This window comes from Geobacillus sp. YHL, from assembly GCF_022341265.1.
Classification (GTDB): domain Bacteria; phylum Bacillota; class Bacilli; order Bacillales; family Anoxybacillaceae; genus Geobacillus; species Geobacillus thermoleovorans.
This window is the reverse complement of record NZ_JAEIGB010000022.1, coordinates 18397-32944: the sequence shown is the minus strand read 5'-3', so window position 1 is coordinate 32944 and position 14548 is coordinate 18397. Positions and strand designations below refer to the sequence as shown.

11 protein-coding genes and 2 pseudogenes are annotated in these 14548 nt (G+C 52.9%); 3 read left to right on the top strand and 10 right to left on the bottom strand.

What is annotated here, in order from left to right; genetic code table 11:
* Positions 1-115 precede the first annotated feature (115 nt).
* Entirely contained in the window at positions 116-3877 is a 3762-nt protein-coding gene (locus tag JCR24_RS14905) for a bifunctional RecB family nuclease/DEAD/DEAH box helicase (RefSeq protein ID WP_238980872.1), read from the bottom strand.
* A gap of 171 nt (positions 3878-4048) precedes the next feature.
* Between JCR24_RS14905 and JCR24_RS14900 the strand changes: the two genes are divergently transcribed.
* Entirely contained in the window at positions 4049-4735 is a 687-nt protein-coding gene (locus JCR24_RS14900) for a coiled-coil domain-containing protein (RefSeq protein ID WP_081132487.1), read from the top strand.
* A 71-nt stretch (positions 4736-4806) separates the two neighbouring features.
* Here the strand turns inward: JCR24_RS14900 and JCR24_RS14895 are convergent.
* The 6 genes and pseudogenes from JCR24_RS14895 to JCR24_RS14870 all read right to left on the bottom strand — a co-directional run.
* Positions 4807-5073: pseudogene (locus JCR24_RS14895) on the bottom strand (sigma 54-interacting transcriptional regulator); the annotation flags it as partial.
* Positions 5074-5119: 46 nt separating this feature from the next.
* Positions 5120-5257 (bottom strand): hypothetical protein, encoded by a 138-nt coding sequence (locus tag JCR24_RS14890; protein ID WP_238980871.1) that lies wholly within the window; start codon positions 5255-5257, stop codon positions 5120-5122.
* Between the two features lie 27 nt (positions 5258-5284).
* Positions 5285-5701, bottom strand: coding sequence for a Uma2 family endonuclease (locus JCR24_RS14885; RefSeq protein ID WP_238980870.1), 417 nt, complete (start codon positions 5699-5701; stop codon positions 5285-5287).
* A 133-nt stretch (positions 5702-5834) separates the two neighbouring features.
* A complete protein-coding gene (gene gucD, locus JCR24_RS14880) occupies positions 5835-7301 on the bottom strand; it encodes an alpha-ketoglutaric semialdehyde dehydrogenase GucD (RefSeq protein ID WP_011230907.1) in 1467 nt (488 codons plus the stop codon).
* Between the two features lie 357 nt (positions 7302-7658).
* Positions 7659-9380, bottom strand: coding sequence for an assimilatory sulfite reductase (NADPH) hemoprotein subunit (gene cysI, locus JCR24_RS14875; protein WP_238980869.1), 1722 nt, complete (start codon positions 9378-9380; stop codon positions 7659-7661).
* A 26-nt stretch (positions 9381-9406) separates the two neighbouring features.
* Positions 9407-11230 (bottom strand): assimilatory sulfite reductase (NADPH) flavoprotein subunit, encoded by a 1824-nt coding sequence (locus tag JCR24_RS14870; protein WP_238980868.1) that lies wholly within the window; start codon positions 11228-11230, stop codon positions 9407-9409.
* A 229-nt stretch (positions 11231-11459) separates the two neighbouring features.
* Here JCR24_RS14870 and JCR24_RS14865 point away from each other — a divergent pair, with 229 nt between their 5' ends.
* Entirely contained in the window at positions 11460-12347 is an 888-nt protein-coding gene (locus tag JCR24_RS14865) for a LysR family transcriptional regulator (RefSeq protein ID WP_238980867.1), read from the top strand.
* A 31-nt stretch (positions 12348-12378) separates the two neighbouring features.
* Here the strand turns inward: JCR24_RS14865 and JCR24_RS14860 are convergent, their stop codons facing one another.
* From JCR24_RS14860 to JCR24_RS14850, 3 genes are all read right to left on the bottom strand, one after another.
* Positions 12379-13308: a cation diffusion facilitator family transporter gene (locus JCR24_RS14860; RefSeq protein ID WP_238980866.1), complete on the bottom strand. Its 930-nt coding sequence runs from the start codon at positions 13306-13308 to the stop codon at positions 12379-12381.
* A 16-nt stretch (positions 13309-13324) separates the two neighbouring features.
* A complete protein-coding gene (locus tag JCR24_RS14855; protein ID WP_238980879.1) occupies positions 13325-13633 on the bottom strand; it encodes an ArsR/SmtB family transcription factor in 309 nt (102 codons plus the stop codon).
* Positions 13634-13823: 190 nt separating this feature from the next.
* On the bottom strand, positions 13824-14141 hold the full coding sequence (locus JCR24_RS14850; RefSeq protein ID WP_033017392.1) for a YbjQ family protein: 318 nt from the start codon (positions 14139-14141) through the stop codon (positions 13824-13826).
* A 115-nt stretch (positions 14142-14256) separates the two neighbouring features.
* On the opposite strand from JCR24_RS14850, the pseudogene JCR24_RS14845 reads away from it, so the two are divergent.
* Positions 14257-14484: pseudogene (locus tag JCR24_RS14845) on the top strand (SDR family oxidoreductase); the annotation flags it as partial.
* Positions 14485-14548 lie beyond the last annotated feature (64 nt).

Sequence of the window (14548 nt, the reverse complement as noted above, 5' to 3'; positions counted from 1 at the left end):
CGACTGTTTATGCGGTTTGTGAGCAAGAAAATGGGGGATTCTCGGATGCATCAAAGAATTTCTCAAGTTGAACAGCGCCTTGATTCATCCTTTTTTCCTGTCAAACTCAGCAGCTTCATAGAGTGTCCATGTTTTCCATCTTCGGACGACTGACTCGGTACATTTGCAGCGCAACACCGTCGACCATAAACGTTTGCGCTTCCCCATGACGTAAAGCGTACTGCTCAAGCCCAACCATAAAGTTGACTCCTTCACGGTATTCCTCGTTGCCGATCACCTGAAGCGGCGGCGACATAAGTTGGCGCGAGAGGAAGAGGATCGCCTTTTTCCGCGCCCGCGTGAGCGACACGTTGAGGCGGTTCAAACTGTAGATGAACTCCCCTTCCATCACAGCCAGTTCCGGATCGGCGACGCCGTAGCTGATGATCGCCGTATCCGCTTCTTGTCCTTGCATTTTATCAACCGTATCGACGAAAAACGGCGGACGCAGTCCTTGGTGTTCAAGCTCACGGCGAATGGCGCGGATTTGCGCCCGATGCGGCGAGATGATAAACAGCCCGCGGCGCCAAAACGCTTGGTCGCCTTCTGATGAGTCATCGTACCGTTTCCCCTCGCTGTCGAGAAGCCGTTCCCGCAACACCTTCGCGATGCTCGCCACCCAGCGCGCCTCCGCCTCGTTTTCTTGCGCACCGTATACACCGTCATACGTGCAGACGACAAGCGGATAGTCAGGGTCGATCGCCGCTTCGATCCACCCATCGGCCCGGGGCGCAGGGGCGAGCGTCAACGTTTGTTCGGCAATCTGGCGGGTGAACGCGGTATACTGGGAGCTGTAAATCCGCTCGGCCGGGTAGCGGCAAAGCGCCTCGTTCATGCGGAAATTGTCCGTCAGTTGGCGGGTATACCGCTTCTCCACATCCGCGTCAAACAGCAGGCGGAAAATCGAGTCGAACAGGTGCGGCTCCCCTTCCGCGGCCGCATACGCCCCTTGAATGATTGGCGGCAGCTGGAAATGGTCGCCGACGATAAGCAGCCTGCCTGCTTTTTTGACATGGCGCAACGCCAATAGCGAATCGGCAACACGAATTTGCGACGCCTCATCCAGAATGACGACGTCAAACTCTTCTAGACAGCCTTTTTCATACGCTCTTTGAATGCCGTACAGCGTAGCGCCAAGCACCCGATGCCCGCCGTTGCCCAGCCATCGGGGAAGGTCACGGTCCGCCACCTCGGCGATTCCTTTGGCGTTTTCCGTCTGAATCTCACCAAGTTTCGCGATATGGACGCTGCGCCGCGGCGCAAGCTCCTGAATTTTGCGCAGAACGTTTTCGATCGCCGCATGGGTGAAACCCGAAACAAGAATGGCAAGCCTGCGCCCCTGCTTTTCGTAAATCGGCATAAGCAGCCGAAGAGCGACGGCAATAAAATGCGTTTTCCCGGTGCCAGGCGGCCCCCAGACGAGCGTCAACGTATGACGGAGAAAGTGGAGAAACGCCTGACGCTGGCTTTTCGTCAGCCTGCTTTGGCGGAGAAGCGCCTTGACTTCCTCTGCATCCCAGTTGGGACGAAACGTTTTCCGATAGCGAATCGGATCGCGAATCAAGTCCAAGATGCGATGATTGTCCTTATCCAACTGTTGCAACGCCTGCAAGACGCGCGGGGTGGTAAAATCCGCATGCCGAAGCGACAGCCAATACTCCTCTCCTTCCACAAGCGGGAACCGATCGAGCCATTTGGGCAACTCGAGCTTGAGTTCAGCTGTCTTGCCATTATCTTCGATGGCGCGAATGCGGACAAAATAGACATTGGCCCATTGGGGCGGCTTCCATTCACTGGCGTACTTATGATCAGGAAACGTCTGTTGCGCCTTTTCTCCTTCCTCATTGCACTCCGTCAAAAGCCAGCTCGCCTTTAGATCGATCGTTTCAAGCGCCTGGCGGTTGTTCAATCGGAACCGATCGCCGCCAAGGTACGTGACATGAAGCGTCACTCCGTTCTCAAGCCGCTCCGAAAGCGGGAGCAGGCGCTTTTGGCGAATATCCAAGTAGTTTAATAGCGCCTCGTAGCGCGCCATAAACGCCAGCTTGGACACAAGCGGATCGCGGTAATCAGCCGAATGAGGAAACGCAAATTTTTCCGGCCAGACCATAAGTGGCGAAGGATGGACGCTCTCGGCCCACGCACGGATTCCTTGAATGATGCTGTGAGCGGCCCAAAGGCGGCGGCTCAGCTCCTTCTCGACCGCTTGCCGTGTTTCCGTGTCCCCTGTTTGCCAGGCATCATGCAGCACATCCAGTTTCATGGCGTTTGTCAAGCGGAACGAAAAGCGCTCGCTCGCCGAGTACAGAAACGGCGAATCATGGTAGGCCGCAATATACCGCGACAAGTCTTCAAGACGGTACGCAACATGCGTCGGCAAGGCGAACAGCTGGCTCACAGCCGTTGTCAGGACAACGACAGGAAGCGGAACGATTTCATCTGGATGATCGTTGGCACTTGCTAGTGAGCTGCTATGAAAATACGACAGCAGCCGAACAGCTTTTTCGTTATAGTCTGGATCGAACAAAAGCGCTTGAAGCAGCTGCTGCACATTGTCCCATTCATAGTTGTCGGTGACATACGCCTGCACCGATTTTTGCGACCGCCACTCTCGATCCCGGTTGTAATCGTGCACCGTCTGAAGCAGGCGGTCCAGCGCATCGGCAAACGTTCGGCCGACCGCGTCGCATTCTTCCAGAGAACCAGCAATAACATGATGCATTTCCGATCCCGTTCCAAACACATCTGTTCCACCAACACGGTACAACGATGCCGCCGCAATCTTCCCCGTCAACGGATCGCGTTGCGCGGTGAGAATCAGACGAATGTCTTCCCATATCGGCATATGCGTCACCGCCTGGTCATACGGAACGACCTTTTCCTCCGCAATCGCCTCAAGCTGCGCTTCAAGCCGCCCAAGTTGACGCGCCAATCCAGCGTTTTGTTTTAGGACGTGTCTCGTTTCTTGACGCTCAAGAAGTTGGCGAAACTCTCCGATCGTCTCCGGAAGCTGCCGCTCGCGGATAAAGCGGGACGCATGGCTCGATAAGTACGGAACGAGGGAAATATGCGACTGTTTCCGCGCTTTGTCGAAACAGTAATCATAGAACGGGCACCATTCACAGCGATAATCCAAATGCCAAAACAGCTCATCAAGTTGCTTCCCAGCCAGCGCCGTCAATTCGCCAGCCAAAAACTGCTCAAGAAACGGAAGCAGCTGTCCGATATCTGTCAGCTGCGGCTGCTCGGTTTTGTACGTCCATATCCCGGCTTCGCGCAAATCGACGCTGCCCTTAACACCGTGCTCCTCTAACACCGAGGACAACATCAACGCGTACAGCGCCGTTTGCACGCGGTGGGAAATCTTTAACACATCTGATGATTTGATGTCGATGATGCGGAACACAAAGCCGTTTTGCCCCGGAATGCACTCAATCAAATCCGGACGACACGCCGCAAATCGGATCACTTTCAGATCCAACCCGTACCGTTCGTAAAAGCGCGGCGGCGCGATCAATGTCGGCTGGTATAAATAGCGCTTGCTCGGCTGCTTCAGCTCGCGGATCGTCTCCTCTCCATCCAAATAGCAGTGGGAAATCGGTGCGCCAGGCTCTCGCTTCCCCATCTGCACTTGGCCGGCCAAATAGGTCGTAATCACTTCCTCTTCCCACTCAACCCCTCGGCGCAGCACGCTCTCATGAACCGCAGGCTGCTCAAACAGCTCTTCCGGCACATCGAGCTCGCTTCGCCGTTCTTTCGCCAACGACTGAAAATAAAAATTCCGCTCGCACTCGTGATAAAAATAGCTTGCGATTTTGGCAGGAGAAACGTAAAGCATACATCGATCCCTTTCTAAAAACATACTAGCCGACATCCGCACTGGGACTTGTCAGTTTGTTTATTCATTGTATCATATGTTTGTACGCTTTCCTATATACACCATTCGTGCTTGTCCGACAAGAACATATGTGCTATAATGAAAGAAATTAGAATGAAAGAGGGGCCAACCATGAGCGAAGAGATCCTCTTGCAGTTGTTCAACCGCCTTGGTCATATCGAGAACACGCTGCACCTCCTCGTCGAAAGCCACAAACGGCTGGAAGCAGAACAACAAGAAATCCGAAAAGAGCAACAGGAAATCCGAAGAGAACAACAAGAAATGCGAAAAGAACAGCAGGAGATCCGAAGAGAACAACAAGAAATACGGAAAGAGCAACAGGAGATCCGAAGAGAACAACAGGAAATGCGGAAAGAGCAACAGGAGATCCGAAGAGAACAGCAAGAAATGCGGAAAGAACAACAGGAGATCCGTAGAGAACAGCAGGAAATGCGCAAAGAGCAAGAAGAATTCCGGCGGATCCAGCAAGCTCTCCTTGAAGGCCAAAAGCGGTTAGAAGAAGAACAAGCCCATATCAAAGCCGGCCAAAAAGAACTGTATGATCTGATGTCTGCCCTGCTTCACCGCCAGGATGAAACCGACGCCGCACTCGACGCCCTCGCGATGGACGTGCACAAACTTCACGGTGAAGTTTCTTCCATCCACCAAAGACTCGACTCCTTAGAGAAAAAAGTCGATTCCCATGCCCAATCATTCAATGAACAGCTGAACAACATCAAACTTGACATCACCTTCCTCTCGAACAAAGTCATCGAACACGAACGGGAAATCTACAAAATTAAGAATATCATTTTATGACGATAAAGCAGGCGGGCCGCCTAAGCCCGCCTGTCCGTTAGCTACGCTCTTGTTCAACTTATTTAACCATTTCCCCCGTCCGTCAGTTCAAACAGCCCGATTTTTCCTCCTTTTTTCGCATGTGTAAACGATCCCTCCACATAGCCGAACAATTCGCTTTCCAGCAAAGCGTCAGGAATGGCCGCACAGTTTACAGGAACGAATGGGCGGTCAGCCCGCGGGCTTTCCTGATGAATCGCCTAGGCGAACAGCTCCTTGCCGGTTCCGCTTTCCCCCATAATTAACACTGGCAAGTCCGACTCTGCTGCCCGTTTCGCGATACGGATCATTTCTTTGAGTCGGCCGTTATGCTTGTTGTTATTTTGTATGTGCCTGTGCCGCTCTTTACGACGACAAAAACGCAAAAATCTCCTTCACGGAAAAACGCACCTCGGGAAACATGGTCGATGCAGCCGCCCCGTTGGCTGCATCGTACACGTCTTCTAGCTGAAACGTCCCCGATTGCCAAACATATTTTTCCATCACCTGGTGCTGATAATCGACAAGCCATTACTCGCGGACTCCTGCTTTCTCATAATAATGACGCTTAAGCAGCCGATCGTTGCGGGCCGTGCTTGGCGACAACACTTCCACCACCAGGTCGGGAGCGCCGTAACACCGCCCTTGGCGCAGTTTCGTTCGATCGCAAATAATGGATAGGTCAGGCAACACCGTTACATTTTTCGTTCCTTTTTGTTCATCTTCAAACAAAAGAACGACTTGGAGATTGCTGCCGAACACAAGGCAAGGACTTCCTTTTAACGCCATGCGAAACTCGGCAATCAAATTGGCGACCACCCCTTCATGCTCATAAGGAGCTGGGGACATCAACACAATCGTTCCTTCGTACAGCTCCATCCGCTCGTCTCCAGCTAAAGAAAAGAACTCGCCGAGCGTATACCGGCGTTGCTCGCCTGATTGGCTCATGCCGCTCTCCCTCCCGCACATGCTATTTCCTCTATATGTAAGCAAACCGTTTGCTCGCCGACAATCGCCTTTGCCAATTCCCTCACGCTAAAAAAGCGCCCTGCCCAAACGGCAGCGCACTTTCCTCAACTTCTTATCCTTTTACAAACACCGTTTTAATCGCCGTGAAAAACTCGATGGCCGCCCGTCCTTGTTCCCGCGAGTGGGAGCTGGACTGCTTCATCCCGCCAAACGGCGCTTGCAGTTCGACGCCGGCGCTTTCTTCATTAATCCGGACGAGTCCGGCCTCGATGTCTTGGATGAACGCGAGCATCTTGCCGATATTTTGCGTGAAAATCGAGGCGCTAAGGCCAAACGGTGTGTCATTGGCTAAGGCTAACGCTTCTTCAAACGTGTCCACTTTAATTAAGGAGAGCACCGGCCCGAAAATTTCCTCGCGAGCGATCGTCATGTTCGGGGATACGTTCTCAAACACCGTCGGCTCTATATAAAACCCGTTTCCGAGCTCTCCATCGACCAAGCGGCGGCCGCCGCAAAGCAATGTCGCCCCTTCTTCGATCCCTTTTTCGATATAAGAAAGAATCGTCTCCAACTGCTTCCGGCTGGCGCACGGGCCCATCCAGACGCCTTCTTTCAGTCCGTCGCCAATTTTCAACTGTTTAATCTTCGCTAATAATTGTTCTTTAAACGATTCATAGATGGAACTCTGAACGAAGACACGGCTTGTCGCCGTACATTTTTGCCCCGTCGAACGCAGTCCTCCGCTAATCGTCGCTTCGACGGCGCGATCAAGGTCAGCGTCCTCGAGCACGATCACCGGATTCTTTCCGCCCATTTCCAGCTGGTATTTCGCCCCTCGGGCTACCGCTTTTTGGGCGATCGTTTTGCCGACTTCATTGGAGCCGGTGAAGGTGATGCCGTGAATATGGGGGTGTTCGGCGATCGCATTGCCGATGACCGATCCTTTGCCCGTCACCAAATTCACAACGCCGGCCGGCAGCCCCGCTTGATCAAAGCACTCCACGATTTTCGCGGCGGTGACAGCTGTTTCTTGCGCCGGCTTAAACACAACGGTGTTTCCATAGACGATGGCGGGTGCGATTTTCCAAATCGGAATCGCGACTGGAAAGTTCCACGGCGTGATGACCCCAACCACGCCAAGAGGCACGCGCGTGGTAAACATCAACGCTTCGCTGTCCATGGATGGAATGACCTCGCCGATGGACCGCATCCCCTCCCCAGCATAGTAGCGCAAAATATTGACTCCCCGCTGCACTTCCCCTTTTGCTTCCGGGAGCGTTTTTCCCATTTCTCTTGTCATCGTTTCGGCGATCTCGTCAAGCCGTTTCTCAAGAACGTCAGCCGCGCGGAACAAATACTCTCCGCGTTTCGGGCCGGACAGCTTCCGCCATGCCGCCTGCGCCCTTCGCGCCGCCTCAACCGCAACGTTCACATCCTCGACTCCGGACTCTTGAACGTAGCCGACGATATCATCGATGTTGGCTGGGTTAAGGCTGGCTTCGATTTTTCCAGTCGAGGAATGAATCCATTCGCCATTGATGTAATTCAAGTATGTTTGTTTTTCTGTTCCCATCTTCATAATATCTTCTCCCCCTTTCCATTCACGTGATCGCTGCATACGATCTTGGAAAAAATGTTTGCCCCTGGTCATGATCTGAAAAATACAAGTTCATAACACTACTATAATATAGTTGAAATATTTTGTGAATTATATAAGTTGCAACTTTTTTACATAGCATTGTTCGCTCTTTTTGTCACCGTGCCAGCTTTTCAAGTGATAAAGATAGGACATGGAGATCGGAAATCCTTTATTACAACCTAATATAGATTGAATGCGGCTACAATGAACAAAACACCGAAGCCATTGCATGAAAGCAACAAAAAACCAACCTCCCCTAAACAAGGAGAGGCTGGTTTCCATTTCACCCTGACCACTTTAATCATGGAAATTCGTCCCATCCGTCACTTCTTTGACGATGCCGGCGCGGATGACGAAGTCGCCGAAGTGTTCACCGTCAAGCCGCTCTTTCGCATAGCGGGATAGGAGCATGCGCAGTTCGCGCAAAATTTCCTCCTCGCCGATGTTTTCGCGGTACAGTTTGCCTAAGCGCGTGCCGTTGAACGCGGCTCCAAGGTACATGTTGTATTTGCCGACCGCTTTGCCGACGAAGGCGATTTCCGCGAGCACGTGGCGGGCGCAGCCGTTCGGACAGCCCGTCATGCGGATCGTGATTTCTTCGTCGCGCAAACCGTTTTCATCGATAATTTCCTCGATTTTATCGAGCAGTTTCGGCAAGTACCGCTCCGCTTCCGCCATCGCCAAACCGCACGTCGGCAAGGCGACACAGGCGAGCGCGTTGCGGCGCAAGGCGGTGTACCGGCGGCCGTCGGTCAAGCCGTATTTGGCGATGAGCGCCTCGATTTCCGGCTTTTTCTCGCTCGTGACATTGGCGATGATCAAGTTTTGGTTTGGCGTCAACCGGAAATCGCCGGTATGGACTTTCGCGATTTCGCGCAGGCCGGTCATCAGCTTGTAATCGTCGTAGTCTTTGACGCGGCCGCCTTCGACAAAGAGCGTGAAATGCCACGTCCCATTGACGCCTTCGACCCAGCCGTAGCGGTCGCCGCTATGCTCGAAATGGTACGGGCGCGCTTCGCCGAGCTTCCAGCCGAGGCGGCGCTCAATTTCTTCTTTCACCGCTTCCAGCCCAAGCCGATCGATCGTGTATTTGAAGCGGGCGTGTTTGCGCGATGAGCGGTTGCCGTAGTCGCGCTGAACGGTCATAATTTTCTCCGCCACTTCCACGACTTGATCCGGCTTGCAGAAGCCGATCACTTTCGCCAGTTGCGGATACGTCGTTTTGTCCCCATGGGTCATCCCCATGCCGCCGCCGATGGCGACATTAAACCCGGCGAGCTTGCCGTCCTCGACAATGGCGATGAACCCAATGTCTTGCGAGAACACATCCACGTCGTTGGACGGCGGAACGGCGATGCCGATTTTAAACTTCCGCGGCAAATACGTCGGACCGTAAATCGGTTCTTCTTCACCGTCGACCGGCGGCGTGCCGGCGACTTTTTCATCATCAAGCCAAATTTCGTAATACGCCCTCGTCCGCGGCAGCAAATGGTCGCTGATCAGCTTCGCCCATTCATACACTTCCGCATGCACTTCCGACTGGTACGGGTTCGGGTTGCACATGACGTTTCGGTTGACGTCGCCACAGGCGGCGAGTGTCGTCATCAAGGCGCCATTGATGGCTTGCATCGTTTTTTTCACGTTCCATTTCAAGACGCCGTGCAGTTGGAACGCCTGGCGCGTCGTTAATTTTAACGTGCCGTTCGCGTATTTGCGGGCAAGTTCATCCATGACAAGCCACTGTTCGGGCGTCGCCACCCCGCCCGGCGTGCGCACGCGGATCATAAATTGATAGGCCGGTTCAAGCTTTTGTTTTTGCCGTTCGGTGCGCACGTCGCGGTCGTCTTGCAAGTAGCTGCCGTGAAACTTCATCAGCCGGTTGTCATCATCTGGGATGCCCGCGCTGAGCGGGTCTTCCATCGTTTCGGCAAGCGTGCCGCGCAAGTAACGGCTTTCCTGTTTAATGCGCTCGACATCGCTTGGCGGTCCGTCCGGCGCTTTTAACACGACTTTCGCCATTTCCGATTCCACTCCTTCTTTAGAGATTAATAGACGTCGCGTTGGTACCGTTTTTGCTTTTGCATTTCCGTCAAATACGCTTCCGCCTGTTCGCGGCTCATGCCGCCCTCTTTTTCGATAATCTCGATCAACGTCTGATGAACGTCGCGCGCCATGTGTTGCTTGTCGCCGCAAACGTAGACGACAGCACCTTCCTCAAGCCAACCGAACAGCTCTTTGCTTCGTTCAATCATCCGGTGCTGCACATACACTTTCTTCTCCGTATCGCGAGAGAAGGCGACATCCATTTTGGTCAGCACACCGCTTTTCAACCATGCGAGCCATTCGGTTTGATACAGGAAGTCGGTCATAAAGTGTTGGTCCCCGAAAAAGAGCCACGATTTTCCTTTCGCCTCGATGGCCTCGCGCTCTTGCATAAAGGCGCGGAACGGCGCCACTCCGGTGCCTGGACCGATCATAATGATCGGCGTGTCGGGATCCTTCGGCAACTTAAAGTTCGGGTTCGGCTGCACAAAGACCGGCAACGTATCGCCGATTTGGACGCGTTCGGCGCAGAACGTCGAGCACACCCCTTTGCGCAGGCGGCCGTGCGACTCATAACGGACCGCACCGATCGTCAAGTGCACTTCATCTGGATAGGCCGCTAAGCTACTCGCGATCGAGTACAGGCGCGGCGGCATTTTCCGCAAGATGGAGATGAGTTGCTGCAAAGTGGCGTCCCATGGGCCGAAATCGCGGAGCGCATCCAACAAATCACGGCCTTTGGCGTATTCTTTCAATTTGGCTTCATTGCCGGGCGCCACAAGCGCTTGGAGCTCACTGTTTTTTGACAGCGTCGCCAGCTTTTGCAACAGCGCTTTGGTCAACACGGTGATTTCAAAATGGGACGTGAGCGCTTCTTTGAGCGACCGCACTTCCCCATCTTTGTCGATCGTCACCGTTTCTTCCGGGTTCCATTTCATTTCTTGAATGATGAGATCGACAAGCTCCGGATCGTTTTTCGGGAAGATGCCAAGCGCATCGCCCGGTTCGTACTTCAACCCCGATCCTTCAAGAGACAATTCGAGATGGCGCGTTTCCTTGTTCGATCCGCGGCCGTTTAAGTTGATGTTTTCAAGCACCTCAGCCGGGAACGGATTTTTCCGCGAATAGACGACCGCCGGTTCGGCTTTCGGCACGGCCGCAGCGGCCGACAACACTGGCGCGGCCTCGGCATTGATCCCCTTGCTCAGCTCGCCAAGCACGCCATCAAGCCATTTCGCCGCCGCTTCTTCATAGTCGACATCGCAATCGACGCGCGGATAAAACCGCGCTCCCCCGAGCTCCTCGAGCCGCTTGTCAAAATCTTTCCCCGTCTGGCAAAAATGTTCATACGACGTATCGCCAAGCGCCAAGACGGAAAAGCGTAAATGATTCAGCTTCGGCGCCCGTTTGCTGTGGAGAAATTCGTAAAACGATACCGCATTGTCCGGCGGATCGCCTTCCCCATGCGTGCTCACGACAATGAGCAGCGTCTCCACTTTCTTTAATTCGTTCGGCTTAAAATCAAGCATGGACAACACTTTCGCTTCAAAACCACGCTCTTTGAGCGCTTTGCCGGCTTTTTCAGCCAACTTTTGCGCATTGCCGGTTTGCGAGCCGTACAATACCGTCACTTCTTTCGAAACCGGTTTGCTGCTTCCAGCAAACAGCGCCGGCGCTTCGGCATCCAAAACGGCGACCGCCGCCTCGGCAGCAGCCAAATACCCGCTCAGCCAAAGCTTTTGCGACGGCGTCAACGTCGGCAACAAACGATTCAAAAGCTCAATCTGCTCCTGGGTAAACGGACTGTTGGTTACTTGCAGCTGCAACGGTGTCCACCTCACAATATAAAATAAAATGGAACGATTGGCGCCGTTTCGGTCTCAACGACAGGACGAACGCCAAATTCCATTATTCCTATAAGCCAAGTATACTTTAATGAGGGTATCATATTTACACTTTACCGCAAAACAAAACATTAGTAAAATAAATATAAATTATTAAAACTATTAGTATTTCTAATAGTACGGTCATCATGGGGACGGAGGAGAGGCGGACATGTACTATGAAGAGTTAAAAACGTTCATCACCTTAGCTGAAGTAAAAAACTTCACCAAAACTGCGGAAATTCTCCATTTATCCCAGCCAAGTGTCAGCTTGCACATTAAAAATTTAGAGAAGGAGTTCCAGACGAAACTGTTCATCCGCTCCCCGAAGCGGCTGCGCATGACGCCGACAGGTGAACTTTTGTACGATCGCGCCAAACAAATGATGGCGCTCTATGAACAAACGAAGCAAGACATTTTGGAGCACCATCACTCAGTGAAAGGCAAATTGACCATCGGCGCCAGCTTTACGATTGGAGAGTATATTTTGCCCCCGCTTTTGCCCGATTTCCAAAAGCGCTATCCAGAATTGGAGCTTGAGGTGATGATCGGCAACACGAAAGAAATTGTCGAACTCGTCAAATCGTATCAAGTCGACATCGGCTTGATCGAAGGGCAAACGAACGAAAAAGAATTGTCCGTCCACCCGTTTATGCAAGACGAGCTCGTCATCGTCGCCTCCAAGCGGCACGAGCTAGCGCAAAAAGGCGAAGTCACGATCGGCGAGCTGCAAAACGAGGCGTGGGTGGCGCGCGAAGTCGGGTCGGGAACAAGGGAATATTTCAACCATTTCATCCGCTCGAACGGGCTGAAAATCCAATCGCTCATGATCATCAGCAGCAACCAAGGCATTAAAGAAACGCTGATCAACGGCAACGCCCTGTCCTTGCTGTCGCGCAGCGTCGTCGCCCGCGACATCGAGCACGGCCACCTGTCCATCGTTCACTTGAACCATCCACCGTTTTACCGAATGTTTTCCTATATTTGTGCACCGATTATGGAAAACAAGCAAAATGTACGTATCTTCCTTGAAACGTTGCAACACAATTGGAGATCCTAAAAAACACGGGGAGAAGCTTGGCAGCCCTCCCCTATACTTCCATCTCCCCATGGCGAATATGCGGCATTTCGATTTGAATCGTCGCATGGCGAATGTGAAAGCGCGTCTCGATCAAATCAATCGCCCGCTGCAAAACCGCCTGGCCATCGCAACCTTCCTCAATGAGCAAATGGCAGCTTAACGAATCAAGCCCCGAGGTGATCGTCCAAATATGCAAATCGTGCACATCGATCACGCCCTCAATGCCGGAGAGCGCCGCTTTTACTTCCCCATGGTCAATCGCCGTTGGCGTTCCTTCCATTAAAATATGCACTGTCTGTTTCACGACGGCCAACGCTCCTTTTAAAATCAGCACCGACACCGCAATGGAAATGAGCGGATCAGCCGCGTACCAATCGAACAGCCAGATGACAAGCCCCGCCGCGATCGCCCCGACCGAGCCTAACGCATCGCCAAGTACATGAAGATAGGCGCTGCGGACATTGACGTTCTCTTTGACATCCCCTTTGCGCATTAACACCCAAGCGCTTGCCAAATTAGCCAGCAACCCTATGACAGCAATGGCCATCATTGGCCCGCTCGCGACAGCAGGTGGATTCACAAACCTCGCGACCGCTTCCCAAATAATCCAAGCGGCAATCACCACCAACGTGACCCCGTTTACTAGCGCCGCTAAAATCTCGAACCGGTAAAATCCATACGTTCTCTTCGGCGACGCGGGCTTCGCCGCCAGCCAAACCGCCGCCAGGCTTAACAGAAGCGAAATGGCATCACTCAGCATATGCCCCGAATCCGAAAGAAGAGCAAGGCTGTTCGTCACAAGCCCGCCGACAAACTCCAGAACCATAATCCCAACGGTAATGACAAGAGCGGCCGCCAACCCTTTTTGGCTCCCCTCTCTGCCCAAGCCATGATGATGCCCGTGATGGTGGCCGCAATGGCCGTGTTCATGATGATGCATCGTTCTTCTCTCCCTTTTATGGATGTTGAGCGTGATCAATCGCCTGCTTTAGCAACGATATGACATGTTCGTCATCACATGAGTAAACCAACATCTTCCCCTCACGGCGATATTTCACAAGCCGCAGCGCCCGAAGCAGCGCCAGTTGATGGGAAACGGCCGACTGCGACATGCCGAGCACTTCCGCAATATGGCCGACATGGCATTCTTCCTGCGACAACAAATACAACATCTTCATCCGCGTCGGATCCGCCAACGCTTTAAAGATTTTCGACACTTCCTCCACGACGCTTTCATCTAAAAACAAATGATCTTCTGCCTTCATCATCGTTCCCTCTCATTTTAACATATGAGCATTTGTTCATATATGTGAATCATAACCCTCTTTTTTTCCTCTGTCAATCCAATTTCAAGCCGCAAAACCCCATCAGCATCAACAGCCGATGCACTGACACCCCACAACGGCAGCCAGCAAAGCAAAAAAAGCAGGGGCCGATAGACCCTCTGCTTTTCCATTACGATCTCACCCGCACTGCCGTCCCTGTCGCAATGCACATCATCATGCCATCGCGCAGCGTTTCAAAATCAAGATCCACCCCGATGACGGCGTTGGCGCCAAGGCTTCTCGCCTTATTGACCATCTCCTTGATCGCCATCTCCCGCCCTTCGGCCAGCTTGCTTTCATACGTTCCGCTCCGCCCGCCGATGATGTCAGTGATGCTGGCGAGAAAATCGCGGACGACATTGGCGCCCAAAATGACTTCTCCCGCTACGATGCCCAAATACTCTTCAATTTCTTTTCCCTCAATGGTGTTGGTGGTCGTGACAATCACAGCTATGTCCCCCTCGTGGCTCATCATAATAGGTGGAAGCACCCAATTCCATTATACTACATTGCATCTATGACGTCGCCGGTCCACTTCCCCCTCTTAGCTAACGCTTGAAGGTTGCAACGCCATCGCACCTGGGCGCACCTGGGAGTCAGTACGAACAAACATTCAGCGCCACGATTACGGCGTCAACTCCATTCGAAATAGCCATGGCAGACGCCGCCCTCAAACCTCACGCAGGAGACCAGAGGAAATCGCCAACATCGCCTTGTTTTTAGCTTCCGACGATGCCAGTTTTCTAAACGGCGCTGTGATCGTCGCCGATGCCGGATGGACGGCGTATTGACGCGCCGCCCCCTTCCGCTTTTCCGGTTAGGGGAGAGAGGCACCTTTTGAAGACGAAATCGAAA

What these genes read in the sequence shown, in the direction of transcription:
- JCR24_RS14905 (WP_238980872.1), bottom strand. Translation starts at nt 3,877, where the DNA reads ATGCTTTACGTTTCTCCTGCCAAAATCGCAAGCTATTTTTATCACGAG.
- JCR24_RS14900 (WP_081132487.1), top strand. Translation starts at nt 4,049, where the DNA reads ATGAGCGAAGAGATCCTCTTGCAGTTGTTCAACCGCCTTGGTCATATC.
- JCR24_RS14890 (WP_238980871.1), bottom strand. Translation starts at nt 5,257, where the DNA reads ATGGAAAAATATGTTTGGCAATCGGGGACGTTTCAGCTAGAAGACGTG.
- JCR24_RS14885 (WP_238980870.1), bottom strand. Translation starts at nt 5,701, where the DNA reads ATGAGCCAATCAGGCGAGCAACGCCGGTATACGCTCGGCGAGTTCTTT.
- gucD (WP_011230907.1), bottom strand. Translation starts at nt 7,301, where the DNA reads ATGAAGATGGGAACAGAAAAACAAACATACTTGAATTACATCAATGGC.
- cysI (WP_238980869.1), bottom strand. Translation starts at nt 9,380, where the DNA reads ATGGCGAAAGTCGTGTTAAAAGCGCCGGACGGACCGCCAAGCGATGTC.
- JCR24_RS14865 (WP_238980867.1), top strand. Translation starts at nt 11,460, where the DNA reads ATGTACTATGAAGAGTTAAAAACGTTCATCACCTTAGCTGAAGTAAAA.
- JCR24_RS14860 (WP_238980866.1), bottom strand. Translation starts at nt 13,308, where the DNA reads ATGCATCATCATGAACACGGCCATTGCGGCCACCATCACGGGCATCAT.
- JCR24_RS14855 (WP_238980879.1), bottom strand. Translation starts at nt 13,633, where the DNA reads ATGAAGGCAGAAGATCATTTGTTTTTAGATGAAAGCGTCGTGGAGGAA.